Consider the following 24,170-nt stretch of genomic DNA (forward strand, 5'->3'; position numbering starts at 1 on the left):
TGTGGACCGTGGCGATGCCGATCCTCAAACGTTGTATGAGGGCTCGATGATGAATGCCAATATCCGGCGCCAGGGAGGGGCGGTGAGTGTACTGATGGTGATCGCGTTGGTAGCGATTTCCATGATGGCGGCGTTGGCCCTGGATGGCGGGCACATGCTGCTGAACAAGACGCGTCTGCAAAATGCGGTGGATGCCGCCGCCCTGGGCGGGGCCAAGACCCTGAGCCAGGTGAGTGGCAGCATCAACATGGCCAGCACCACTCGCGCGGCGGCCCTGGACACGCTTGACAGAAACGCCAACGCCGCCGGCAACACCGAACTGGCAACCGCCGTTGCTGGCAACCCGGGGGCGTTTGCCGTGGTGGAACTGTCCAGCAGCGTCTACGGCCCGTTCTCCTATCCAGGGCCTACCGATGCCAAATACGTACGGGTGTCGGTGGCCAGTTATCAATTGAACGGTTTTTTCTGGAGCTTCGTGCAAACGATGGGCAGCGCCGGCTTGGGCAACAAGCGCGTGGCGGCGATTGCCACCGCGGGGCCCAGCCCCACCTCTCCGTGTGATCTGGCGCCGTTGATGGTCTGTGGCGATCCCACTCAATACGACCCGGCCGCCGGCAACTTCTGGGGGTATCAGTTTGGCGATCTGGAAGTCTTGAAAACGGCGGCGGGGAACACATCACCCATCGGCCCGGGCAACTTCCAATTGCTGGATTTCGGCTCAGGCGGCAGCGCAGTTCGCGAGGATCTGGCCGGCGGTGGCTCGGTTTGCCGCAGTGTCGGCGACAACGTCCAGACTGCGCCAGGTAATAAAGCCGGTCCTACTTCCCAAGGCTTGAACACGCGCTTCGGTATCTACAACGGCCCCGTCAGTTCTTCGGACTACCCGCCGGACCTGGTCACGTCCTCAGGCACCCCGGCGATCACCTACAACGATGCGCTCTCCCAGGCGCAATACAAAGGCCAATCCATCAATTCGAGCAACGGCGATCTTTCGGCGGGCGGCGAGGCGATACAGGACTACAACGACTGGCGGGCCCAGGTCGCCGCCTGTGTGGCTGGGGGTGGCAGCGGTTGTGAAAGCAACGGGGTTTTCGAGCGCCGGATGTTGAAAATCGTGATCGGTGATTGCGCCGGGAAGCTGAGCGGATCGACGTCGATTCCAGTCTTGGGGTTCGGCTGCTATTTCGTCGTGCAGCCGGTGGACGGCGGTGGTTCGGAGTCCATTATCTTCGGCCAGTTCGTCCAGGAGTGCGAAGGCGACAACGTGCCCGGTCCTACGCCCTCCACCGATTCCGGCCCGCAGATCATCCAGCTCTACAAAACCTATCTCAACGGCAGCGGCACGCCGAGCACCGACTCGTAGGAGGCGTCATGGGACTTTCTCATTTCAAACCCGCACAAGCCCAGCAAGGCGTAGCGCTGGTGGAGTTCACCCTGGTGCTGCCGTTGCTGCTGTTGCTGCTGCTGGCCTTCGGCGAGTTCGGCCGCATGCTCTACCAATACAACGTGCTATTGCAGGCCAGTCGCGATGCCGACCGTTTCGTCGCCAGCCAGGCGTGGAATACCACCCTGGGCGGCATCACGCTGAACAACACGTTGCTGACCCAGACAAAAAACGTCGCGGTGTATGGCGTGCCCAGTGCTACCGGCACCGCCGTGGTGTCAGGGTTGACCACGGCTCACGTTCAGGTCGCCGCCGAGGGCATCGATCATGTGCGCGTCACCATTACCTACCCCTTCTGTCCGGTGATTGGTGCGGGTAACTGCACCGGTTCGATTCCAGGATTTTTCGGCAATGCCATTCCGCTGGGGATCCAGTTGGTCGCAACCACTGTCATGAGGGCGCTGTGATGAATCACAAACACATGCGCGGCACTTACATCGTGGAGTTTTCCTTCGTGGGCTTGCTGGTGTTCATCCTGCTGTTCGGCGTGGTGGAAATGGGCCGGCTGTACTTCACGGTCAATGCGCTGGATGAAGCCGCGCGGCGCGGTGCGCGCCTGGCAGCGGTGTGTAATGTCAGCGACCCGGTGGTGTTGCGTCGGGCCATCTTCAACGCCGCGACGGACGCCGGCACCAGTCAACTGATCACCAGCCTGGCGACCTCGAACCTGGCGCTGACCTACCTGGATGTCAACGGAGCCGTCGTGGCGAACCCAGCCGACACCTCCGGCGCCAACGGTTTCCGTGCCATTCGCTACGTTCGCTTGAGCGTGGAGAACTTCGTTTTCAACCTGTTCATTCCCGGCTTAGGCGTGCCCATTACCTTGCCCGCGTTCAGGGCAACCTTGCCACGCGAAAGCCTTGGGCGTCATTCCGATTCCGGGGAGATCACACCATGCTGAATACCAGGGAAACTCCGCTTTCGACCGCGACTGGCAGAGCCGGGCTGCGGATACTGATCAGCAGCCGCGATGCCACGGCCCTGCGTGACCTGCAATGCGTCTGCCAGCGTATGCCTGGCCTTGAGGTGAGTACGCGCCTGGTCAGCAACGGGCATGTCGACCCGCTCTACGGCCTGGACCGCATGCCCGACCTGTTGCTGCTACGCGTCAGCCACCTGTGGCGCGAAGAATTGTCAGCCTTGCTGCAACGTCCGGCCCATGAACGTCCGCCGATGCTGGTGTGTGGTCCCTTGGGTGAGCAGGAGGGCATGCGCCTGGCGATGCAGGCCGGCGCCCGGGACGTGCTGCCCGAACCCATCGCCGATACAGAGTTGGTGGCGGCCCTGAATCGCCTGGTGACGGAAGTCCGCCTCGGCAACGGCAATGAAGGGAAGCTGATCGCGGTGATCAGCGCCAAGGGCGGTTCCGGCGGAACCCTGGTGGCGTGCAACCTGGCCCAACAACTCAGCGCCCGGGCCGGCAATACGCTGTTGCTGGACATGGACCTGCAATTTGGCAGCGTGACCCATTACCTGGACGTAGCGCAGTCCCACAGCCATCTGGAAGTGCTGCAGCAGATCGATGACATGGACAGCGTCGCGCTGCGGGGTTTTTGCAGCCACTTCAGCCCGACCCTGCATGTGCTCGGTGGCCGGGCCGGCGAGTTGTGCCTGCCCCAGGACGCCCAACCCGAACAGCTCGATGCCCTGTTGCAACTGGCCCGTACCAGCTATGACTGGGTGGTGGTGGACCTGCCGCGGCAGATCGACCACCTCACCGGCTCGGTGCTGGAGCAGGTGGACCGGGTGTACGTGGTGGTGCAACAGAGCGTCAGCCACCTGCGCGATGCCAGCGCCCTGGTGCGGATCCTGCGTGAAGACCTGGGCGTGCGCGGGGATCAGTTGCAGATCGTGATCAATCGCTATGACAAAAACGCCGCCGTCAGCCTCAAGGACATCGGCGAGGCCCTGCGTTGCACGAACCTGTCGAAATTGCCCAATGACTTCAACCTGGTCAGCCAGAGTCAGAACACTGGCGTGCCGTTGGGGCTGCATGCGCCGAAGGCGGCCATCACCGCCGCCCTGCGCGATTTGACCGAAGACCTGGTCGGTCACCAGATGTCCACGGACAAGGGCTTGCTTAAACGTGCCTTCAACCGTTTTTTCGGGGGATGACCCATGATCAGCGACTTTCGTAACCGCTTGCGCAAACAACCTTCCAAATCCGGCGCCTCAGCGGGCACCCAGCCCGAGGACGGCTTGCCGGACCCGACGGACGCCTTGATGGCCTGGGAACAGGCCATCCCCGACGTGCTGTATGAAACCCGCAGCCAGGTGACCCCGGTGGAGGCCGAATGGCGGGAAAAGATCTACCAGCAACTGCTCAAGGTCATGGACCTGTCGTTGCTCGATACCCTTGAGCAAGCCGAGGCCGCGCGGCAGATACGCGAAATTTGCCAGCGTCTGCTCGAGGAACATTCGGCGCCGGTGAGTACCGTCAGCCGGCAACTGATCATCAAGCAGATCACCGATGAAGTGCTCGGTCTCGGGCCACTGGAACCGCTGTTGGCCGACCATAGCGTGTCCGACATCCTGGTCAACGGGTTTGCTTCGGTCTACGTCGAACGCTTCGGCAAGCTGCAACGCACCGACGTGCGTTTTCGCGACGACCAGCATCTGCTGAACATCATCGACCGCATCGTTTCCAGCCTGGGGCGGCGCATCGACGAGTCCTCGCCGTTGGTGGACGCCCGGCTCAAGGACGGTTCGCGGGTCAACGCAATCATTCCACCGCTGGCCATCGACGGTCCAAGCATGTCGATCCGGCGCTTCGCCGTGGATCTGCTCAACACCGACAGCCTGATCCAGGTCGGCACCATGACCCCGGCCATTGCCTTGCTGCTCAAGGCCATTGTTCGCGGGCGCCTGAACGTGCTGATCTCCGGCGGGACCGGCAGCGGCAAGACCACCATGCTCAACGTGCTGTCGAGTTTCATTCCCCATAACGAACGCATCGTCACCATCGAGGATTCGGCCGAGTTGCAACTGCAGCAACCTCACGTGGTACGCCTGGAAACCCGGCCGTCGAACATCGAGGGACGTGGCGAGGTGAGCCAGCGGGAATTGGTGCGCAACAGCTTGCGGATGCGTCCGGACCGCATTGTCATCGGCGAGGTGCGTGGCGCCGAGGCGATGGACATGCTCACGGCGATGAACACCGGCCACGACGGTTCGCTGACCACCATTCACGCCAACACCGCACGGGACGCATTAGGTCGAATCGAGAACATGGTGTCGATGACCGGGGCGACGTTTCCGATCAAGGCCATGCGTCAACAAATTGCCTCGGCCATCGATGTGGTGATCCAACTGGAGCGTCAAGAAGACGGCAAGCGACGCGTGGTGAGCATGCAAGAGATCAATGGGATGGAAGGAGAGATCATCACCATGACCGAAATTTTCTCCTTCGTGCGCCAGGGCATCGGTGAGCACGGCGAGGTGCTTGGGGAGTATCGGCCCAGTGGCATGATCCCGGCATTCCGCGATGTGCTGGCCAAGCGCGGCATCGAGCTGCCACTGATCCTGTTTCGCCCTGAGTGGATGGAGGGCCGGACGTCATGAGCAATATCCCCAGTGAGTTCATTCTGATTTTCCTCGGCATGGTGTTCATCGCCGTATTCCTGCTGTCCCAGGGCGTGGTGGTGCCGGTATTCGGTGAAGCCGGCAAGATGCGCAAGCGTATTCGCGGGCGCTTGCATGTGCTGGAGAAGGCCAACCACTTGCCCAACATGCAGACCGTGTTGCGGCAGAAATACCTGACGCGCCTGTCACCCTTGGAAGCCCGCCTGGAACAGCTGCCATTCATGGCCAACCTGACCCAACTGATCGAGCAGTCCGGTCATGAATACCGGGCCTATCGGGTCATGCTGCTGGGGCTGGTCCTGGGGGCGGCGGCCGGTGCCTTGGTACTGATGGTCTCGCCCGTCTGGTGGCTGGCGCTGCTGGCGGCATTTGCGTTGACCTGGGTGCCGGTGTTGAAAATCCTGCGTGACCGCAACAAGCGTTTCGCCGCGTTCGAGGAAGGTTTGCCGGATGCGCTGGACGCCATGTGCCGGGCCTTGCGCGCCGGGCATCCGTTCAACGAAACCCTGCGTCTGGTCGCCGAGGAGCACAAAGGGCCGGTCGCCCAGGAGTTCGGTATGACCTTTTCCGATATCAACTACGGCAACGACGTGCGCCGGGCCATGCTCGGCCTGCTGGAGCGGATGCCGAGCATGACGGTGATGATGCTGGTGACTTCGATCCTCATCCACCGCGAGACTGGCGGCAACCTGACCGAAGTGCTGGAGCGCTTGAGCCGCCTGATTCGCGGGCGTTTCCGGTTCCAGCGCAAGATCAAGACGTTGTCGGCGGAAGGGCGCATGTCGGCCTGGGTGCTGGTGGCGATCCCGTTCGTGCTGGCGATCGCCATCGTGCTCACCAGCCCCAGCTACATGCCGGTGCTGATCAATGACCCCATAGGGCACAAGCTGATCATCGGCGCATTCTGCGCCATGTTGATCGGGATTTTCTGGATAAAGAAGATCATCCGGATCCAGGTTTAAGCGCTGTTGCGCCAAGAGGTTTCAGTCATGGACTTTTTGCTCGGATTGTTGAGTCGGTTTACCGGTAACGAAGAACTGGCGCGCCTGTTGTTCATCGCCGCGATTGGCCTCAGCACGGTGCTGGCGGCCGTCGCGCTCCTGCTATTGATGCTGGGCTTGCAGGATCCGGTGCAGCGGCGCCTGGCGTTGATCAAGCGCGGTTACGCTGGAAGCACGACGGGGCAGGAGGCGCCGGGTAACCTGCAACTCTTGCTGGAACGGATCGGCCAACGCTTTGCTTCCACCGACCAGGCCCACACGTCCGCCACCCAGACCTTGCTGACCCATGCCGGTTACCGCTCTGCCTCGGCGGTGCAGATGTATTGGGCGGTGCGCCTGATGTTGCCGTTGTTGCTGGTCGGCATTGCGTTGTTGCTGCTGCCGATGGTCAAGGTTTCAGTGGCCATTGGTCTGCTGGCGGTCACCCTCATCGCGGGTATCGGTTGGTTGCTGCCGGCGATCTACGTCGGTAAACGCAAGCAGGCACGGCAAGGCCGGCTGCGCGCCGCGTTCCCGGACGCCTTGGACCTGATGGTGGTTTGCGTCGAGTCGGGCCTGGCCCTGCCCACGACGATCGAGCGGGTGGCCGAAGAGATGTCAGTCAGCCAGGTCGAACTGGCCGAGGAACTGGCGCTGGTCAATGCGCAGATCCGGGCGGGCATCACCAGCACCGAGGCCCTCAAGCAACTGGCCGTGCGCACCGGCCTGGAGGATATCCAGGGTTTGGTCAGCCTGCTGGCGCAGAGCATTCGTTTCGGCACCAGCGTGGCCGATACCCTGCGGATCTACGCCGATGAGTTTCGCGACCGGCGCACCCAGGCCGCGGAAGAGATGGGGGCCAAGATTGGCACCAAGCTGATCTTCCCGCTGATCTTCTGCCTGTGGCCGAGCTTCTTCCTGGTTGCCATCGGCCCGGCCATGATCGGCGTGTTCAGGGCCTTCGGGAATATGTAGATCGGTGAGTGTCCATGAGCCTTGTGTTCACCACAGGCCCATTGTGGGAGCGAGCTTGCTCGCGATAGTGGCTTGACAGTCAATGACGGTGTTGAATGTCGGTCCGCTATCGCGAGCAAGCTCGCTCCCACAGATTTTTCTGACAGTCACCTATCTGTCGTCACTCGATCCTTCCAGCCAATACCCCGCCCCTGTGGCCGCGAGATTTAGCTAAACGTCGAACCGCGCTGTTGGGGCATGCGGTACATGGAGTGTCAGGCCGAAGCCGGTAACCGTGGCGAGGGAGCTTGCTCCCGCTCGGCTGCGCAGCAGACGCCCAAAAGCCAGGGGCCGCTGCGCGATCCAGCGGGAGCAAGCTCCCTCGCCACAAGGGTTATGGCCTGAATGCTGATACCCGCTCGAACACCCAAAAAGCCAAAAATCACGCCCGGCCAGATAAAGCCATAGCCTCTGCCAAGCGCGTTCGGTTCATGCAGGAAAGACCAAAAGACCGCAGCCCTCGGCAGTTCCTACATCGGATCAATGTAGGCGCTGTCGAGGGCTGCGATCTTTTCGTTTTCTGCGTGGTTCATTTGCTACTGGTGATTTCTCCTGCCGAGTCCTGGTCAAAGAATTCCGGGATCGGGTAGTTGAAGCTGTTGAGCCAACGCTGCATGGCCATCTCGCGCTCGGCGGCCGAGGCGGTTTGCAGGTTGGTGGAGGCCACCACACCGCGAATCTGCAGTTGCATCCAGCTCTCGGTGCCTTGCTGTGCGGCCGAAGAGGGGCCTGGGTCAATGGCCCAGGCGCTGCTGGACAGGCTCACCATGCATGCGATCATCAATTGTTTGGTCATCATTTCTTGAACTCCTCGTAACGCTCTACTTGACCGCGCCAGTTGAGGCATCGACGATCTCGGTGGGGCGGTTGGCGGGTGACGTCATTGTGTTTGTGGCCGAACCCCTGATTTTTTCCGCACGGGCTTGGGCATCTGCCACTTGCTGGGGGCTCAGCTTGGCCATGTTCGCGAGCTCGGCGGCCTGCTTCCAGTTGTCCTGGTAGATCAGCAGGGTCACCATGTTGAGCGCAGCCAGCGTGTCGGACTGTTGGAGCTCCATGGCGGTCATGAACTCGAAGCGGGCTTCTGAAATGCGTCGTTGGTTGAGGTAGACGACACCCAGGTCGTTGCGGATCTTGCCTTCGGTCGGGGCCATTTTCGCTGCGCGTTCGAGGTATTGCGTAGCGGCTGCATTGTCATTTTTGGCGACTGCCAATTGACCAAGGCCATGTTCACCGTCTGCGGCCAGGCATGTCCCGAGCAGGCTTTTGTACAACGGTTCGGCCTCGTTGCGGCCCATCAGGCGCAGCACCCGAGCCTTGCGCAGGCGGACCTGGACCAAGTCCTCGGGCAAGCGTTCGAGGTTCGCCAGGCTGGCGTACAAACGACCTTCGTTGGCCATGTCTTCGGCCATGTTCAAGGCCAGTTCCTGGTCGGCTCCGGGCTTGGCGCAATCGGTCGCGCGTGAAGCCACCACGCCGCTGCTGGCACAACCGGCAAGCATCAAGGACGCCGCTAATGCGATCACTGTTTTCATGGAATACCCCTTGGCGAACCGTTGGACGTCGTACGCGTTGCACACCAGGCGCCGGCTCATTGGGAAAGCCCGCTGCGGTTGTCGAACTCGCCATGTTCGAGGAAGTACATACGGTAGAAATTCGGGTCGTAATTGCGCAGTTGTTCGCCCGGCAATGTTGGCAGTTGCGCGTCGGCGGCCAACGGTTGGACCAGGTGCGGCGTGACGATCATCAGCAGTTCGCGCTCTTCGCGGTTGATGGCGTTGTCACGAAAGAACGCGCCGAGAATCGGCACATCGCCCAGCCCTGGAAACTTGTTCACCTGGGAGCTGTTGCGGGTGCTGATCAGGCCGCTGATGACGAAGCTTTCGCCATCGGCCAAGGCGATGCTGGTGTCGGTACGACGTACCGTGAGTGCTGGCACCAGGGTCCCGGCGATGTTCACCGCGTTGGTGAAGTCCAGCTCACTGACTTCCGGAGCCACCTTCAGTGCGATGCGATTCTTGCCGATGACGGTGGGGGTCAGGGTCAGGCGAATGCCGAATTCCTTGTACTCGATGGACACGTTGTCGCTACCGGCACTGGGCACCGGGATCGGCACTTCGCCGCCGGCCAGGAAGCTCGCACTCTGCCCGCTGAGGGCCACCAGGCTCGGCCGCGCCAGGGTATAGGCGAAACCGCTGCCTTCCAGTGCGTTGATCATCAACAGGGTCTTACCGGTGGCAAAGGACAGGTTGAACATGTCGTTATTGACCGGCAATGAAGGCCGGACAATACCGCCGACAGTGGGCAAGGTTCTCGGCGAGCCGAACAGGAAGTTGCCACGGCTGCCAAAAATTGACGTCGAGGCTTCCTTGAGTTTGGTCCGGCTGACTTCAACGAAACGAATGTCGGTCTGCACCTGGGCGAGCAGCATCGGATCTTCGGACGGTATGCTCGCAGCGCCGGTCAGCGCCTCGGTGGCCCGGCCTTTGACAAAGATCATGCTCTGGCGCGGTATCTTCGAACAGTCGGTCCAGACCATCAGGCTGGTGGCGCCGGGTGCCAGGCCCGTGAGAATAAAGGCATCGCTGCCACTGGGCTGCACATCGGCAATTTTCGGGTCGCCGACTGCCAACTTCGTCACGGGGGCGAGAATGCGCAGTTCGCTCTGGAGCCCTTGGCCGACCTCGAAGGTTGCCGGCAAATTGTCCAGTTGCGAACAATTTGCCGCTGCGGCCTGGGCCGCATCCAAGCCAAGACCCATCCAGAACAGGCCATGAAGGAAATGTTTTAGAACGGGAGCAGTACGATGGGTCATGAAGTGATCCTCGATGAAGAGGCCATCCCTAGGCTTGTCTATTTGCCTCGGATCACTTAAGAGGCCCGGGCTACCCCTTTCCATCTAACCTGACCGTTCATTGATTCCGGTTTCAGGCCTCGTCGCTTACCAACAAACGGGCGCATTTCACCGGCCTGACTGAACGACAGGCTGCTTGCAAACGACTTTTCGGTACCCGGGAGCTCCGGGATTTTCGAAGGCGACGACGGTGTCGATCAGTTCGCTTCAGGGAGCGTTTTGCCGACCCTGTCATCGCTTCTGTTTGACGGTAGTTCAAGCATGGCAAAGCGCCACGCCTTAAATAAAAAAATGACTAAAAAGTGACGGAAGGGAAGAGTTCGCGCAAATGGGCGTCAATAATCTGTCTTTTTGTGCTGTGAAGGGGATTTGCAGGAGCCAGGTCTGACGGGGGAGGCGAGACCTGCGAGCCATTGCTGGTCGCAGGGGCTGGCGGATATCAGGCCACGTGGTAATGCACTGACAGGATTCCTTTCTTTTGCGAAAGCGAGGCGATGGTGACTGTTCCCAGTTCCTGCAGGTGCTGCACGTGAGTGCCGCCGCAACCGTAGGCGGGCAGTTCACCGAAACCGACTTCGCGCAGGCCTTCGCGTAACGTGATCAGGCGCGGCAAGTCGTTGGCAATCCATTCGTCGATGCCTTGCTGGATCATCGAGATGTCCAGTTCCTGGGGATTTTCCCTTGGCTGGAACTGTACACGGCTTTCACCGGGCCAGTGATGGGCCTTGATCGGCGTCCAGCCGCGGGTCTCGGCGAAATGGCCGATCAGATGCCCAGCCGAGTGCAGGCGCGCATTCAACTGTCGACGCTGCGCATCCACGCGGATCGCAACTGTGCCCAAGGCCACCGGACTGTCGACGTAATGGACGATCTGTGGCCCTTCCTGGACCACGCGTAGCACCTGGCTTTCGCCGATCCATCCGGTGTCGCAGGGCTGACCACCACCCTGGGGATGGAACAGCGTGGCGTGCAGCACCACGGCAAACTCATGTTCCCGGGGGCTGCAATCCAGGACTTCCACGTTGGCCTTGAGGTCATCGCTATGGAAAAAGAGGCGAAGCGTCATGTGCCATATCCACATCAGAAATTGTGACGGGATTATAGGTAGGGCGTAAAAGGGTGATAATCCGTTCAAATTTCAAAGGACTGTTGCGCCATGAGCACAAATCTACCGTTGCCGTTGCTGGCCGAAATGGCCATCTTCGTCAAGGTCGTGGAGACCGGCAGTTTCTCCGAGGCGGCCCGCCAGTCAGGTTCATCACCGTCGGCCATCAGCCGCAGTATTTCTCGCTTGGAGAAAGCCCTGGCGACCCGTTTGTTGCAACGCACCACCCGCAAGTTGCGTTTGAGCGATGGTGGGGAAGAGGTGTTCAAGCGCTGTCAGGAAATGGTCGCCGCCGCTCGGTCGGTGATGGAAATCAGCGGGCAGTTCACTCAGGAGGCTGAAGGTCGCATCCGCATCAGCGTACCCAAGGCAGTGGGGCGTTTCGTGATTCATCCGCACATGCCCGAATTCTTGCGTCGTTATCCGAAGGTCGATGTGGAGCTGTTCCTGGAGGATCGGCAGGTTGACCTGATCGATGATCATGTCGACCTGGCCATCCGGATTACCGATCAACCTCCGGTCGGGCTGGTGGGGCGTCAGTTGCTGACCATTGATCACCTGCTCTGCGCCACGCCGCAGTACCTGGCTGAACACGGTATGCCCACGCATCCTCATGACCTGTTGGAGCACAGCTGCATTTACCTGGGGGCAACCCCGAACGATGCACGCTGGAAATTCAAGAAAGGCAGCAAGTCCGTTACCGTCAGCGTGCGCGGACGCTACGCGGCCAATCACACGGGCGTGCGGTTGGGGGCCGTCTTGCAGCACATCGGCATTGGCAGCCTGCCGTACTTCACCGCCCGTCATGCCTTGGAGCAAGGCTTGATCGTACAGGTATTGGCCGACTGGACGTTCCTGGCTTCCTACCACGGTGGCTTGTGGTTGCTGCATTCACCGACCCGCTACCTGCCGCCCAAGTTGCGGGTGTTCATTGATTATCTAGTGGCGTGTCTGGAGAAGGAACCGACTTTGAGCACGGTGGGCGGCGGGAGTGGTTCCAGCAAGGTCGCGACGGGTTATGAGTTGCCTGAGAGTGATGGGTTGTTTTGACCGGCCCCATCGCGAGCCTGCTCGCGATGGCGACCGCCTGGTCGATACTATAAAAAAGGCCCGCAGGGTTAACCGTGCGGGCCTTTCATGACGGATCGCAATCAATGCTTGCTGTCCTGGTCCGACATCGCCAGCAATTGCTTTTCCTGGTTCCAGTCGAAAGGCTCGTCGTTTTGCTCGGCTTCGAAACGACGCTCCTCCAGGGCCTGGTACAGGGCGATTTCTTCGTCGGGCATGTAGTGCAGGCAGTCGCCGGCGAAGTACCAGAGCAGGTCGCGAGGCACCAGGTGGGCGATTTGTGGATAACGGACGATCACTTGGCACAGGAGGTCCTGGCCCAGGTACTGGCTTTCGATCGGGTCGACGGGCAGTTGCGCGCGCAACTCGTCGAAGCGCTCCAGAAACAGGGCGTGGCTTTCTTCGGGCACCTGTTCGGCCTCACCCACGGCGACCAGAATGCTGCGCAAGTGGTCAAGCAAGACAAGGTGATCGGCAACGACATTGGACACGAGATAAGTCCTCAAGAGCAAAACGGGCGCAGGAGTATAAAGGGCCTGCGCGCAGTTTCATACGCTTGAGCGGATCGGGCTGATGAGAGTCCGCCTTCGTGTCGAGGGAGCTGCTCCCGCTGGGCTGCGTAGCGGCTCCCGGCTTTTGCGGTTGCTGCGCAACCGAGCGGGAGCAAGCTCCCTCGCCACGAAGGTACAACCCCTTGGCACCGGGGTTGAAACGCTGTCCGCTTAGCGCACTTTGGCTTCGGCGAGTGTCAATTGCTCCTTGTCGAAATCATCCACGTCGATGACCTTGCGCCGCGCCGCCTCGGCCGCGCGCAAGGTCTGCGCTTCACCGGCTTGCAGCACACCCGCTTCCAGGGCTGCGTCGATGAGGGGTTCACCCGGCGCTGGGTTGAGCTGACCCTGCTTGAGCGCGACGTGGAGTTTCTTGTGCAGTGGATGAGCGGCGGCCAGCAGGTCGGCAGCGTGTTGCAGGGCACCCACCGGGTCGTCGATCGATTGCGGGCGATAGCAGCCCTGCAGCAACTCTTCGAGGGTTGGATCACCCTTGGGCCGGCCGATGACCGCCGCCACCTCGGCGTCGAGCCTGTCGCTCGGGCCCTTGTGACGCCGACCGAAGGGGAACACCACCAGGCGCAACAGGCAACCCAGCACCCGGTTCGGGAAGTTGCTCAGCAGTTCATCCAGCGCACGCTCCGACTGGCCCAGGCTTTCCTCCATGGCCCAGGTGAACAGCGGTGTCATGTGGTCCGGCGAGTCCAGGTCGTGATAGCGCTTGAGCGCTGCGGAGGCCAGGTACAGGTTGCTCAATACGTCGCCCAGGCGGGCCGACAAGCGTTCCCGGCGTTTGAGTTCCCCCCCCAGCAGCATCATGCTCAGGTCCGCCAGCAGGGCGAACGCCGCCGCCTGCCGGTTGAGGGCGCGAAAATAACCCTGGCTCAAGGCATTGCCGGGGGCCTTCTCGAAATGCCCCAGGCCGAGGTTGAGCACCAGGGTGCTGGCGGCGTTACTCACGGCAAAACCAATGTGCTTGAGCAATAAGGCGTCGAACTCGACCAGTGCCTGGTCCTTGTCCTCGCGGCTTGCCAGGGCCATTTCCTTGAGCACGAACGGATGGCAGCGAATGGCGCCCTGGCCAAAGATCATCAGGTTGCGCGACAGGATGTTCGCGCCTTCGACCGTGATGAAGATCGGCGCACCTTGCCAACTGCGACCCAGGTAATTGTTCGGGCCCATGATGATGCCCTTGCCGCCATGCACGTCCATGGCGTGGCTGATGCACTCGCGGCCGCGTTCGGTCAGGTGGTACTTGAGAATGGCCGACAGCACCGAAGGCTTTTCCCCCAGGTCCACGGCGTTGGCGGTCAGCATGCGTGCGGCATCCATCATCCAGGCGTTGCCACCGATGCGCGCCATGGCTTCCTGGATACCTTCGAACGCCGACAACGGTACGTTGAATTGCTCGCGCACCTGGGCGTACTGGCCCGTTACCAGGCTGGTGAACTTCGCAGCACCGGTGCCCACCGCCGGCAGGGAAATCGAGCGTCCGACCGACAGGCAGTTCATCAGCATCATCCAGCCCTTGCCGAGCATGTCCTGGCCGCCAATGAGGAAGTCCAGCGGGATGAACACGTCCTTGCCCCAGTTCGGCCCGTTCATGAACGCGGCGCCAAGGGGCAGGTGACGGCGGCCGATATGCACGCCAGGAGTGTCGGTGGGAATCAAGGCGAGGCTGATGCCCAGGTCTTCTTGCTCACCCAGCAGGTGGTCGGGGTCATACGCCTTGAAGGCCAGGCCCAGGAGGGTGGCTACCGGACCGAGGGTGATGTAGCGCTTTTCCCAGTTCAGGCGCAGGCCTAATGTTTCCTGGCCTTCCCATTCACCCTTGCAGATGACGCCGGTGTCGGGCATCGCCCCGGCGTCGGAGCCGGCCAGCGGCCCGGTCAGGGCGAAGCAGGGAATGTCGTCGCCACGGGCCAGTCGCGGCAGGTAATGGTCGCGTTGCTCATCAGTGCCGTAGTGCAGCAGCAGTTCCGCCGGGCCGAGGGAATTGGGGACCATCACGGTGGAGGCCAGGTCGCCGCTGCGCGTGGCCAGTTTCATTGCCACCTGGGAGTGGGCATAGGCGGAGAACCCCTTGCCGCCGTATTCCTTGGGAATGATCAACGCGAAGAACCCGTGCTCCTTGATATGGGCCCAGGCTTCAGGCGGCAGGTCCATGGCCTGGCCGATCTGCCAGTCGCTGACCATTGCGCAGAGGGCTTCGGTGGGGCCGTCGAGGAACGCCTGCTCCTCCTCGGTGAGTTGCACCTTGGGGTAGGCCAGCAGCAAGTCCCAGTCCGGGCGGCCGCTGAACAGTTCGCCGTCCCACCACACCGTGCCGGCGTCGATGGCGTCGCGCTCGGTCTCGGACATGGGCGGCAGGGTTTTCTGGAACCAATCGAACATCGGCGCACTGAAGTACCGGCGGCGCAGGTCCGGTAGCAGCAGCGGGGCCGCGACGGCTGCGAGTGCCACCCAGAGGATCAGCAGCAGCCAGCCGGGCGCATGGCTGAAAATGCCCATGGCCAACAGATAGACCGCGACGATACCCAGCGCGGGCAGCGGGTCGGTGCGCCGATGCGCCAGCCAGGCGATCCCGACGACCAGGACCAGTATCCACAACAACAGCATATGTAATCCTCCGTGAACCAAGGCAAAACCGACCTTCAGAGCTTAGACGGCATCTGCAAAACCGGCGGTCAGCGCGATGTGATTGATTTCGTGGGAAACCCTGGGTGCATTGCGCCAGTCTGGTTGGCAACAGCCGTGGGAAATCGTTCGTTAACAAGGTGAGAAAACGCCATTGTTTGGCCGGAATGCCGTTATCGCTGGGCCGGGGCGGTGGATAAACTCGTGGTTCCCGATGCCAGTTCGCCAACCACTGTTGTGGCGAGGGAGCTTGCTCCCGCTGGGCTGCGTAGCGGCCCCCAGCGTTTACGGTTGCTGCGCAACCGAGCGGGAGCAAGCTCCCTCGCCACAAGGACCTGGTTCGGCATTACCTGCGGTGATGTTTCTCGAGAGGTCTTTCCTTATATGCAGCAATACCTGAACCCCGGCCGCTTCATCGACAGCGATCACCCCGCGGTCATCGACTTTACCGAAACCCACCGCGGCACCGATCGCGATCCGCAGGCCCAGGCGGTCAGCCTGTATTACGCCGTGCGCGAGGCGGTGCGCTACAACCCCTACACCTTCAGTCGCGACCCGGCGACCCTGCGTGGCAGTTACGCGCTGGCTGCAGGCGAAAGCTATTGCGTGCCCAAGGCCACCTTGCTGGCTGGTTGCGCCCGGCATTGCGGCATCCCGGCGCGCATCGGCCTGGCGGATGTGCGCAATCACCTGTCTACGCCGCGCTTGCTGGAATTGCTCAGGAGCGACGTGTTCGCCATGCACGGTTATACCGAGCTGTACCTGAACGACCGCTGGGTCAAGGCCACGCCGGCATTCAACCAGGGGCTGTGCGAGTTGTTCGACGTGGCCCCGCTGGAGTTCGACGGTCGCCACGACAGCGTGTTCCACCCGTTCAATCGGCAAGGGGCAAAGCTGATGGAGTACATCACCGACCACGGCCAGTTCGTCGATGTGCCCGAAGCGTTCTTCTTCGAGCACCTAGAAAAATGCTACCCGCACCTGTTCGGCGCGCAGGTGCCGCGCTTGCTTGGCGACATGCGGGGTGATTTGAGTCGTGTCTGATCCGGCGTATGCTGCTGCGGCATTTATCCATCGAGGGACGCCGTGATGCTGAAGATATGGGGCCGGAAAAATTCATCGAATGTGCGCAAGGCGTTGTGGTGCGCAGAAGAGTTGGGGCTGGCCTACGAGGCCATTGATGCGGGCGGGGCATTCGGTGTGGTGGATACGCCCGAGTACCGTGCGAAAAACCCCAATGGTCGGGTGCCGATGATCGAGGACGACGGCTTCGTGCTTTGGGAGTCCAACACGATTGTGCGTTACCTGGCTGCTCGCCATGCGTCGGGTTCGGCCTGGTATCCCGCTGACGTACAGGCACGGGCCCAGGCTGAAAAATGGATGGATTGGACCACCTCCAGTTTTGCCGCACCGTTTCGCACGGTGTTCTGGGGCGTCTTGCGCACCCCGGCCGAGCAACAGGATTGGACGGCCATCAACGCGGCGATCAAGGAGTGCGACGATTTGCTGGCCATGGTCGAGCGCATCTTGAGTGAGCAGCCCTACCTGTCGGGTGATGAAATCGGCATGGGCGACATTCCCCTGGGCAGTTTCATTTATGCATGGTTCGAGATGCCCATCCAGCGCGCCGAGCTACCTGCCGTGCAGGCCTGGTACGCGCGATTGCAGCAGCGTCCGGCCTACCGCAAAGCTGTCATGACCGCGTTGACTTAATACTTACTATCGACACACTTGACTGTACTTGTGCGGCGACGCCAAGCACCATTGCCTTCGTGCGCCGTGGTTGCATTGCTCGCCGCCCGCCCTTATCTAGTCTTTTCTTCCCTCCCTTCTTGGTGCGTAATCCGATATGAGTTCCGCTCTGTCCATCCGGCAGCTAACCAAAACCTACGGCAACGGTTTCCAGGCCTTGAGTGGTATCGATCTGGACGTCGCCGAAGGTGACTTTTTCGCCTTGCTCGGCCCGAACGGTGCCGGCAAATCCACCACCATCGGCATTCTTTCCACCTTGGTGAACAAGACCAGCGGCACGGTGAACGTGTTCGGTCATGACCTGGATCGCGAGCCCGCAGCCCTCAAGCGCTGCATTGGCGTGGTGCCCCAGGAATTCAACTTCAACCAGTTCGAAAAGACCTTCGACATCGTCGTGACCCAAGCCGGTTACTACGGCATTCCGCCGAAGATCGCCAACGAGCGCGCCGAGCAGTACCTGACCCAACTGGGCCTGTGGGATAAACGCGACGTGCCGTCCCGTTCACTGTCCGGCGGCATGAAGCGTCGCCTGATGATTGCCCGCGCACTGGTGCATGAGCCGCGCCTGCTGATCCTCGACGAACCGACTGCCGGCGTGGACATCGAACTGCGTCGTTCGATGTGGACCTTCCTCACCGAGCTGAACCAGAAAGGCATCACCATCATCCTCACCACCCATTACCTGGAAGAGGCTGAGCAGTTGTGCCGCAACATCGGCATCATCGACCACGGCACCATCGTCGAGAACACCAGCATGCGCCAGTTGCTCAGCCAACTGCATGTGGAAACCTTCCTGCTGGACCTGAAAAATGACCTGACGACGGCGCCCCAACTCATGGGTTATCCGGCCCGCCTGGTAGACAGCCACACCCTGGAAGTCCAGGTAGACAAAGCCGTGGGCATCACCGGGCTGTTCACCCAACTGGCCCTGCAAAACATTGAAGTGCTGAGCCTGCGCAACAAAACCAATCGCCTCGAGGAGTTGTTCGTGTCCCTGGTGGAGAAAAATCTGGCGAAGGTGGCGGTATGAGCATGAGTTCCGAACTGCGCCCCAACCTCATCGCCCTCAATACCATCGTTTACCGCGAAGTCCGGCGTTTCATGCGAATCTGGCCACAGACGCTGCTGCCACCGGCCATCACCATGGTCCTGTACTTCGTGATCTTCGGTAACCTGATCGGCCGGCAGATCGGCGACATGGGTGGCTTCACGTACATGGACTACATCGTGCCGGGGCTGATCATGATGTCGGTGATCACCAACTCCTACGGCAACGTGGTGTCGAGTTTCTTCGGCAGCAAGTTCCAGCGTTCGATCGAAGAGTTGATGGTCTCGCCGGTGTCGCCCCATACGATCCTCATCGGCTACACCTTGGGCGGTGTCCTGCGCGGCCTGGCGGTGGGCCTGATCGTGACCCTGCTGTCGTTGTTCTTTACCGATTTGCAGGTGCATCACCTGGGCGTGACGGTATTGGTGGTGGTGCTCACGGCCACGATCTTTTCACTGCTGGGTTTCATCAATGCCGTGTTTGCGCGCAACTTCGATGACATCTCCATCATCCCGACGTTCGTGCTCACGCCGCTGACTTACCTGGGCGGGGTGTTCTACTCGATCTCCCTGCTGCCGCCGTTCTGGCAGACCGTGTCCCTGGCCAACCCGGTGCTGCACATGGTCAACGCCTTTCGCTATGGCATTCTCGGGGTGTCGGACATCAAGATCAGCATCGCGATCACCTTCATGCTGGTGGCGACCGTGGTGCTTTACATCGGTTGCGCGCGGTTGTTGGTCAGCGGGCGCGGGATGCGTACCTAAACCCTTGTGGGAGCGAGCTTGCTCGCGATGGCGTCAGTCGAAACACCATAAGGAAGGCCTCCATTCCCAGACAAAGCGGTTCAGTCAAGAAAATGGTGGACCTGTGGCGAGGGAGCTTGCTCCCGCTCGGCTGCGAAGCAGTCGTAAATCGGCGGGTGCGGTGTGTCTGATACTCCACATTCGGCAGGTTTGGGGCCGCTTCGCGGCCCAGCGGGAGCAAGCTCCCTCGCCACGGGTTTGTCGATTGCTTTAAGTGAACAGCATGACCCTTCCCGGGAGGCCTTTTTGCGTCTCACATCCGGCTTTTCTTGCGCCGCCGCCACTGTCGGGCCACCCACCAGCGCCAGTAACTCATGGTGACGAAGTAGGCGAGGGCGCCGAGTACCAGGCCGGTCACCACCGAACCGAGCAGGAACGGCTGCCACAAGGTGGACAACTGGCCACTGATCCATTCCCAGGTCAGCTCATCGGGCAGCGTCCGGGCGGGCACGTCCATCAGCCAGGCGCCGGTCTGATAGGTGCAGAAAAACACCGCCGGCATGGTGATCGGATTGGTCAGCCACACCAGGCTCACCGCAATCGGCATATTGCCGCGCACCGTGACGGCCAATGCGGCGGCCAGCAACATCTGCAGCGGGATTGGCAAGAACGCGGCAAACAGGCCAACAGCCATCGCCCGGGCGACAGAGTGCCGATTGAGGTGCCAAAGGTTGGGATCGTGCAGCAGCGTGCCGAGAAAACGTAAGGACTTATGTTCCCGAATGCTCTCTGGGTCTGGCATGTAACGTTTGAATAGGCGCCGGGGCATAAGGCTTCTCGGTCGGTTCAACGCAGTAAGGCCGCAAGTATGTCTGGATTCTACGGCTGGCAGATTCAGACTTTGTGACAATTGATAACGCCAGCGGTGCCGTGGACCGTCTATGCCTGAAGAGGGCACTCTCAAGGACGGGTTATGCGCACAGGGTTAGTCGCGCTTGCACTGGGGTTGTTGGCCCCGATTTTTTTGCCGGCATTGCCGCCGTTATGGCTGATTGCAGTCATGCCGGTGCTGGCGCTGATGGCATTGCCGTTTCGAACCTACCCTCTGGGTTTTTTCCTGTTCGGGCTGGCCTGGGCCTGCCTGTCGGCGCAGTTTGCGCTGGACGATCGGTTACCCATCGCGCTCGACGGCGAAACCCGCTGGGTCGAGGGACGAGTGGTCGGCTTGCCGCAACAGGGCGAAGGCGTGGTGCGCTTCGAACTGGCCGATGTGCATTCGCGCCGTACCCGTCTACCGACGGCGATGCGCCTCGCCTGGTTCGGGGGGCCGCCTGTAAACAGCGGCGAACGATGGCGATTGGCAGTAAAGCTCAAGCGGCCCGCCGGGTTGTTGAACCCGCACGGCTTCGACTATGCCGCCTGGTTGTTGAGCCGCGGCGTTGGTGCGACCGGTACCGTCAAGGACGGGCATCTCCTGCACGCGGCCCGGGGTGCCTGGCGTGACGAGGTGCGCCAGGCGTTGGCACAGGTTGACGCCCATGGCCGCTCCGGCGCGCTGGCGGCCTTGGTCCTGGGCGACGGCGGCGGGCTGAGTCGCGAGGATTGGCAGGTGCTGCAAGACACCGGCACCGTCCACTTGCTGGTGATCTCCGGGCAGCACATCGGCCTGCTTGCCGGCCTGGTGTACCTGTTGGTGGCCGGAGCGGCGCGTTATGGCCTGTGGCCGGCGGGGCTGGCGTGGTTGCCTTGGGCCTGTGCGCTGGCCTTTTGCGCCGCCCTGGGCTACGGCTTGCTCGCCGGCTTCGAGGTGCCGGTGCGGCGGGCCTGCGCGATGATTGGCCTGGTGTTGCTGTGGCGCTTGCGTTTCAAGCAGCCAGATCCGTGGTGGGCATGGCTGCTGGCCTTCGTCGGGGTGCTGGTGTTCGACCCGCTTGCCAGCTTGCGGCCAGGGTTCTGGTTGTCGTTTGCAGCCGTGGCCATATTGATGTTCACCTTTGGCGCCCGCCTGGGGCCCTGGCGCTGGTGGCAAACCTGGACCCGTGCCCAGTGGCTGGTTGCGCTTGGCCTGTGTCCGTTGTTGTTGATCGTGGGCTTGCCGGTCAGCCTCAGCGGGCCGTTGGTGAACTTGCTCGCGGTGCCCTGGATCAGCCTGTTGGTATTGCCGCCAGCGCTGCTTGGCACTGCATTGTTGCCGGTGCCGTTCATGGGCGAAGGCCTGCTGTGGATCGCCGGCGGGCTGCTGGATCTGCTGTTCAAGGGGCTGACGCTGGTTGCCGGACGGATGCCGGCCTGGGTCCCTGCTGCGGTCCCGCCCTGGGCCTTGGCTATCGCCGTCCTCGGTGCTTTTTTGCTGCTGTTGCCCAAAGGTGTGCCGCAACGTGTACTGGGCTGGCCGATGGTGTTGCTGATGGTCTTTCCACCGCAAGAACACCTGCCGCAAGGGCACGCCGAGATCTGGCAACTGGACGTGGGCCAAGGGCTGGCGGTGCTGGTGCGGACCCGGCGGCACACCCTGCTTTACGACGCCGGACCGCGCTTTGGCGAGGCTGACGCGGGCGAGCGGGTCGTACTGCCGACCTTGCGCAAACTGGGTGTGCGCAGCTTGGACTTGATGTTGCTCAGCCACGCCGACGCCGATCACGCTGGCGGTGCCCGCGCCGTGCGCAAGGGGCTGCCGACGCTGGAGGTGATCAGCGGCGATCCCGACGCGCTCCCCGCCGAGCTGCTGGCCGGGCCTTGCGACAGTGGCAGGCGCTGGGAATGGGACGGGGTCGGGTTCGAACTGTGGCGGTGGGCCTCTGCTGTCGAGAGCAACCAGAAGTCCTGCGTCTTGCTGGTGGAGGCCGGTGGTGAGCGCCTGCTGTTGACCGGCGATATCGACACGCATGCCGAGCGCGCCTTGCTCGACGAAGCCCTGGCGGTGCCGATCCAGTGGCTGGCCGCGCCGCACCACGGTAGCCGCAGTTCGTCGTCGATGGCGTTGCTGTCGCGTCTCAAGCCGCATTCGGTATTGATCTCCCGAGGGCAGGGCAACGCGTTCGGCCACCCTCATCCCCAGGTGATGGCCCGGTATCGGCGCTCGGGCCTGACGATATACGACAGTGCCGAGCAGGGCGCCATTCGTCTGCAACTGGGCGCTTTCGAGCTACCGCGCACCGAGGCCGGGCATCGCCGATACTGGCGTGATCCGCCAGCAGTCGGGGCACCGGGGCAATATTGATCCAGCGCAATCGGCTGATGCGCTTATCGGTGGGGCGGGTCTGCAAGGCGAGTCGGTGTGATAAAGTGGCGCACTTTTTCGAGGGGGCAGTCACTGTGTGGGAATTGGTCAAATCCGGCGGCTGGATGATGTTGCCGATCATTCTGAGTTCCATCGTGGCACTGGGTATCGTTGCCGAACGCCTGTGGACCCTGCGGGCCAGCCGCGTGACCCCGGAGCATCTGCTTGGGCAGGTCTGGGTCTGGATCAAGGACAAGCAACTGAACAAGGACAAGCTCAAGGAGCTGCGGGCCAGTTCCCCCTTGGGGGAAGTCCTCGCCGCCGGCCTGGCGAACTCCAAGCATGGTCGCGAGATCATGAAGGAGTGCATCGAGGAAGCTGCCGCCCGGGTCATCCACGAACTGGAGCGCTATATCAATACCCTGGGCACCATCGCCGCCATGTCCCCGCTGCTGGGCCTGCTGGGTACGGTGCTGGGCATGATCGACATCTTCAGTGCGTTTACCGGCTCCGGCATGACCGCTAACGCCGCAGTACTGGCGGGGGGCATTTCCAAGGCTTTGATCACCACCGCCGCCGGCCTGATGGTGGGTATTCCGGCCGTGTTCTTCCATCGGTTCCTGCAACGCCGTGTCGACGAGTTGGTGGTCGGTATGGAGCAGGAAGCGATCAAGCTGGTCGAGGTGGTGCAAGGTGACCGTGACGTGGACCTGGCTGGGGGCAAGAAGTGAAATTCCGCCGCAAGCCACGGGAAAACATCGAGATCAACCTTGCATCGCTGATCGACGTGGTGTTCATCCTGCTGCTGTTTTTCGTCGTGACCACCACGTTCACCCGGGAAACCCAGCTCAAGGTTGAATTGCCACAGGCCGTCAGCGGCTCGCCGGCTGAAGACCAGCAACTGAAGAATCTGGAAATCACCATCAGCGCCGAAGGGGCGTTCTCGGTGAACAACCAATTGCTGCCCAAGAGCGACCTGGCGAGCCTGATCGAGGCCCTGCAGAAAGAATCCGGCGGCGACACCAACCTGCCGCTGTCCATCAGCGCCGACGGCAAGACCCCTCATCAATCGGTGATCACCGCCATGGACGCGGCCGGCAAGCTCGGTTTCAGCCATCTGCGCATGACCACGGTCGAGGCGGCCCCGGCACCCTGATGGCCATGTCCGATCGATTGCTTGCCGCGTGGTACGAAGGTCATCCGGCCCTGGCCCTGCTACGGCCGCTGGAGTGGATGTACCGACGGGTGGTGGTGGGCAAGCGCGAGCGTTTCCTGGCGGGCGAAGGCCAGATCTACCAGCCCCCCGTGCCGTTGGTGGTGGTGGGCAATATCACGGTCGGCGGCACCGGCAAGACACCGTTGATCCTGTGGATGATCCAGCACTGCCAGCGCAGTGGCCTGCGGGTCGGCGTGGTCAGCCGGGGTTACGGCGCCAAGCCGCCGCAGCTGCCGTGGCGGGTCGCGGCCGAGCAGGGCGCCGACATCGCGGGTGATGAGCCACTGTTGATCGTCCAGCGCACAGGTGTGCCGTTGATGATCGACCCTGATCGCAGTCGCGCGATCCAGGCGCTGCTGGAGGCCGAACCACTGGACCTGATCCTGTCCGACGACGGCATGCAGCATTATCGGATGGCCCGGGACCTCGAGCTGGTGTTGATAGACAACGCCCGCGGCTTGGGCAATCGCCGTTGCCTGCCGGCAGGGCCGTTGCGCGAGCCGGTCGAGCGCCTGCAATCGGTCGACGCGGTGCTGTACAACGGCGCCAGTGCCGACCGTGAAGACGGTTTCGCCTTCCAATTGCGCCCCACCGAACTGGTGAACCTGGCCAGTGGCGAACGCCGCCCCCTCGACCATTTCCCACCCGGCCAGGCCCTGCACGCCGTGGCCGGCATCGGCAATCCCCAGCGTTTCTTCAAGACCCTCGAAACGCTACACTGGCGGCCAATACCGCATGGGTTTGCCGACCACGCCGAATACAGCGCCCAGGCCTTGAGTTTTACGCCATCGCTGCCGGTGGTCATGACGGAAAAGGACGCCGTCAAATGCCGTGCCTTCGCCGCACCCGACTGGTGGTACCTGGCGGTAGACGCCGCGCCGTCACCGGCTTTCGCGGCCTGGTTCGATACGCAGTTGATACGCCTGTTGCCGGATCGGCTTTTGCCTTAAAACCTT

At 61.8% G+C, this 24,170-nt stretch carries 23 protein-coding genes; 16 read left to right on the top strand and 7 right to left on the bottom strand.

Annotation, left to right across the window (positions count from 1 at the left end; genetic code table 11):
- The first annotated feature begins 46 nt into the window (after nt 1-46).
- Genes V7773_RS26135 through V7773_RS26165 form a run of 7 tightly spaced genes read left to right on the top strand, consistent with a single transcriptional unit; the run spans nt 47 to nt 6,981 of the window.
- On the top strand, nt 47-1,363 hold the full coding sequence (locus V7773_RS26135) for a TadE/TadG family type IV pilus assembly protein (RefSeq protein ID WP_336076020.1): 1,317 nt from the start codon (nt 47-49) through the stop codon (nt 1,361-1,363).
- Between the two features lie 8 nt (nt 1,364-1,371).
- Nucleotides 1,372-1,851: a TadE/TadG family type IV pilus assembly protein gene (locus tag V7773_RS26140; protein ID WP_063324887.1), complete on the top strand. Its 480-nt coding sequence runs from the start codon at nt 1,372-1,374 to the stop codon at nt 1,849-1,851.
- On the top strand, nt 1,851-2,345 hold the full coding sequence (locus V7773_RS26145; RefSeq protein ID WP_336076022.1) for a TadE family protein: 495 nt from the start codon (nt 1,851-1,853) through the stop codon (nt 2,343-2,345). Before V7773_RS26140 ends, V7773_RS26145 begins: the two co-directional genes overlap by 1 nt.
- On the top strand, nt 2,339-3,559 hold the full coding sequence (locus tag V7773_RS26150; RefSeq protein ID WP_092224726.1) for an AAA family ATPase: 1,221 nt from the start codon (nt 2,339-2,341) through the stop codon (nt 3,557-3,559). The genes V7773_RS26145 and V7773_RS26150 overlap by 7 nt, the downstream gene beginning before the upstream one ends.
- 3 nt (nt 3,560-3,562) lie before the next feature.
- Nucleotides 3,563-5,005, top strand: coding sequence for a CpaF family protein (locus V7773_RS26155; RefSeq protein ID WP_336076024.1), 1,443 nt, complete (start codon nt 3,563-3,565; stop codon nt 5,003-5,005).
- Nucleotides 5,002-5,988 carry a type II secretion system F family protein gene (locus tag V7773_RS26160; RefSeq protein ID WP_063324891.1) on the top strand — a complete coding sequence of 329 codons (987 nt, stop codon included), beginning with the start codon at nt 5,002-5,004 and terminating at the stop codon, nt 5,986-5,988. Before V7773_RS26155 ends, V7773_RS26160 begins: the two co-directional genes overlap by 4 nt.
- Before the next feature lie 27 nt (nt 5,989-6,015).
- Complete coding sequence (locus tag V7773_RS26165; protein ID WP_063324892.1) at nt 6,016-6,981, top strand: type II secretion system F family protein; 966 nt, start codon at nt 6,016-6,018, stop codon at nt 6,979-6,981.
- A gap of 568 nt (nt 6,982-7,549) precedes the next feature.
- On the opposite strand, the gene V7773_RS26170 is transcribed toward V7773_RS26165, so the two are convergent.
- The 4 genes from V7773_RS26170 to V7773_RS26185 form a co-directional block, all read right to left on the bottom strand.
- Nucleotides 7,550-7,819, bottom strand: a complete 270-nt coding sequence (locus V7773_RS26170; RefSeq protein WP_336076026.1) for a DUF3613 domain-containing protein — start codon at nt 7,817-7,819, stop codon at nt 7,550-7,552.
- 22 nt (nt 7,820-7,841) lie between these two features.
- Nucleotides 7,842-8,555, bottom strand: a complete 714-nt coding sequence (locus tag V7773_RS26175; RefSeq protein WP_092150202.1) for a tetratricopeptide repeat protein — start codon at nt 8,553-8,555, stop codon at nt 7,842-7,844.
- Nucleotides 8,556-8,611: 56 nt separating this feature from the next.
- Nucleotides 8,612-9,835 (bottom strand): type II and III secretion system protein family protein, encoded by a 1,224-nt coding sequence (locus V7773_RS26180; RefSeq protein ID WP_063324894.1) that lies wholly within the window; start codon nt 9,833-9,835, stop codon nt 8,612-8,614.
- A gap of 478 nt (nt 9,836-10,313) precedes the next feature.
- The gene (locus V7773_RS26185) at nt 10,314-10,940 is read right to left on the bottom strand and encodes an alanyl-tRNA editing protein (protein WP_336076028.1); all 627 of its coding nucleotides are present in this window, start codon (nt 10,938-10,940) and stop codon (nt 10,314-10,316) included.
- 90 nt (nt 10,941-11,030) lie between these two features.
- Here V7773_RS26185 and V7773_RS26190 point away from each other — a divergent pair, with 90 nt between their 5' ends.
- Nucleotides 11,031-12,029 (top strand): LysR family transcriptional regulator, encoded by a 999-nt coding sequence (locus V7773_RS26190; protein ID WP_336076030.1) that lies wholly within the window; start codon nt 11,031-11,033, stop codon nt 12,027-12,029.
- 101 nt (nt 12,030-12,130) lie between these two features.
- On the opposite strand, the gene V7773_RS26195 is transcribed toward V7773_RS26190, so the two are convergent.
- Nucleotides 12,131-12,538 (bottom strand): PA2817 family protein, encoded by a 408-nt coding sequence (locus tag V7773_RS26195; RefSeq protein ID WP_003204309.1) that lies wholly within the window; start codon nt 12,536-12,538, stop codon nt 12,131-12,133.
- Between the two features lie 231 nt (nt 12,539-12,769).
- Complete coding sequence (locus V7773_RS26200; RefSeq protein ID WP_092349058.1) at nt 12,770-15,217, bottom strand: acyl-CoA dehydrogenase; 2,448 nt, start codon at nt 15,215-15,217, stop codon at nt 12,770-12,772.
- Nucleotides 15,218-15,619: 402 nt separating this feature from the next.
- Between V7773_RS26200 and V7773_RS26205 the strand changes: the two genes are divergently transcribed.
- From V7773_RS26205 to V7773_RS26220, 4 genes are all read left to right on the top strand, one after another.
- Nucleotides 15,620-16,279, top strand: a complete 660-nt coding sequence (locus tag V7773_RS26205) for a transglutaminase-like domain-containing protein (RefSeq protein ID WP_336076032.1) — start codon at nt 15,620-15,622, stop codon at nt 16,277-16,279.
- A 45-nt stretch (nt 16,280-16,324) separates the two neighbouring features.
- Nucleotides 16,325-16,948, top strand: a complete 624-nt coding sequence (locus V7773_RS26210) for a glutathione S-transferase family protein (RefSeq protein ID WP_092224742.1) — start codon at nt 16,325-16,327, stop codon at nt 16,946-16,948.
- A 136-nt stretch (nt 16,949-17,084) separates the two neighbouring features.
- On the top strand, nt 17,085-18,017 hold the full coding sequence (locus V7773_RS26215) for an ABC transporter ATP-binding protein (protein WP_336076035.1): 933 nt from the start codon (nt 17,085-17,087) through the stop codon (nt 18,015-18,017).
- 2 nt (nt 18,018-18,019) lie between these two features.
- On the top strand, nt 18,020-18,799 hold the full coding sequence (locus tag V7773_RS26220; protein ID WP_053124195.1) for an ABC transporter permease: 780 nt from the start codon (nt 18,020-18,022) through the stop codon (nt 18,797-18,799).
- Between the two features lie 292 nt (nt 18,800-19,091).
- Here V7773_RS26220 and V7773_RS26225 read toward each other — a convergent pair whose 3' ends face one another.
- Entirely contained in the window at nt 19,092-19,607 is a 516-nt protein-coding gene (locus V7773_RS26225) for a DUF2062 domain-containing protein (protein ID WP_092150130.1), read from the bottom strand.
- Between the two features lie 144 nt (nt 19,608-19,751).
- Between V7773_RS26225 and V7773_RS26230 the strand changes: the two genes are divergently transcribed.
- The 4 genes from V7773_RS26230 to lpxK all read left to right on the top strand — a co-directional run bounded on the left by V7773_RS26230 (nt 19,752) and on the right by lpxK (nt 24,164).
- On the top strand, nt 19,752-21,998 hold the full coding sequence (locus V7773_RS26230; protein WP_336076038.1) for a DNA internalization-related competence protein ComEC/Rec2: 2,247 nt from the start codon (nt 19,752-19,754) through the stop codon (nt 21,996-21,998).
- 95 nt (nt 21,999-22,093) lie between these two features.
- Nucleotides 22,094-22,729: a MotA/TolQ/ExbB proton channel family protein gene (locus tag V7773_RS26235; RefSeq protein WP_161951746.1), complete on the top strand. Its 636-nt coding sequence runs from the start codon at nt 22,094-22,096 to the stop codon at nt 22,727-22,729.
- Complete coding sequence (locus tag V7773_RS26240) at nt 22,726-23,154, top strand: ExbD/TolR family protein (RefSeq protein WP_013694002.1); 429 nt, start codon at nt 22,726-22,728, stop codon at nt 23,152-23,154. Before V7773_RS26235 ends, V7773_RS26240 begins: the two co-directional genes overlap by 4 nt.
- Nucleotides 23,154-24,164: a tetraacyldisaccharide 4'-kinase gene (gene lpxK / locus V7773_RS26245; RefSeq protein ID WP_336076042.1), complete on the top strand. Its 1,011-nt coding sequence runs from the start codon at nt 23,154-23,156 to the stop codon at nt 24,162-24,164. The genes V7773_RS26240 and lpxK overlap by 1 nt, the downstream gene beginning before the upstream one ends.
- The last annotated feature ends 6 nt before the right edge of the window (nt 24,165-24,170 follow it).

It is taken from the genome of Pseudomonas sp. 3JA (genome assembly GCF_036961705.1).
GTDB lineage: Bacteria > Pseudomonadota > Gammaproteobacteria > Pseudomonadales > Pseudomonadaceae > Aquipseudomonas > Aquipseudomonas fluorescens_Q.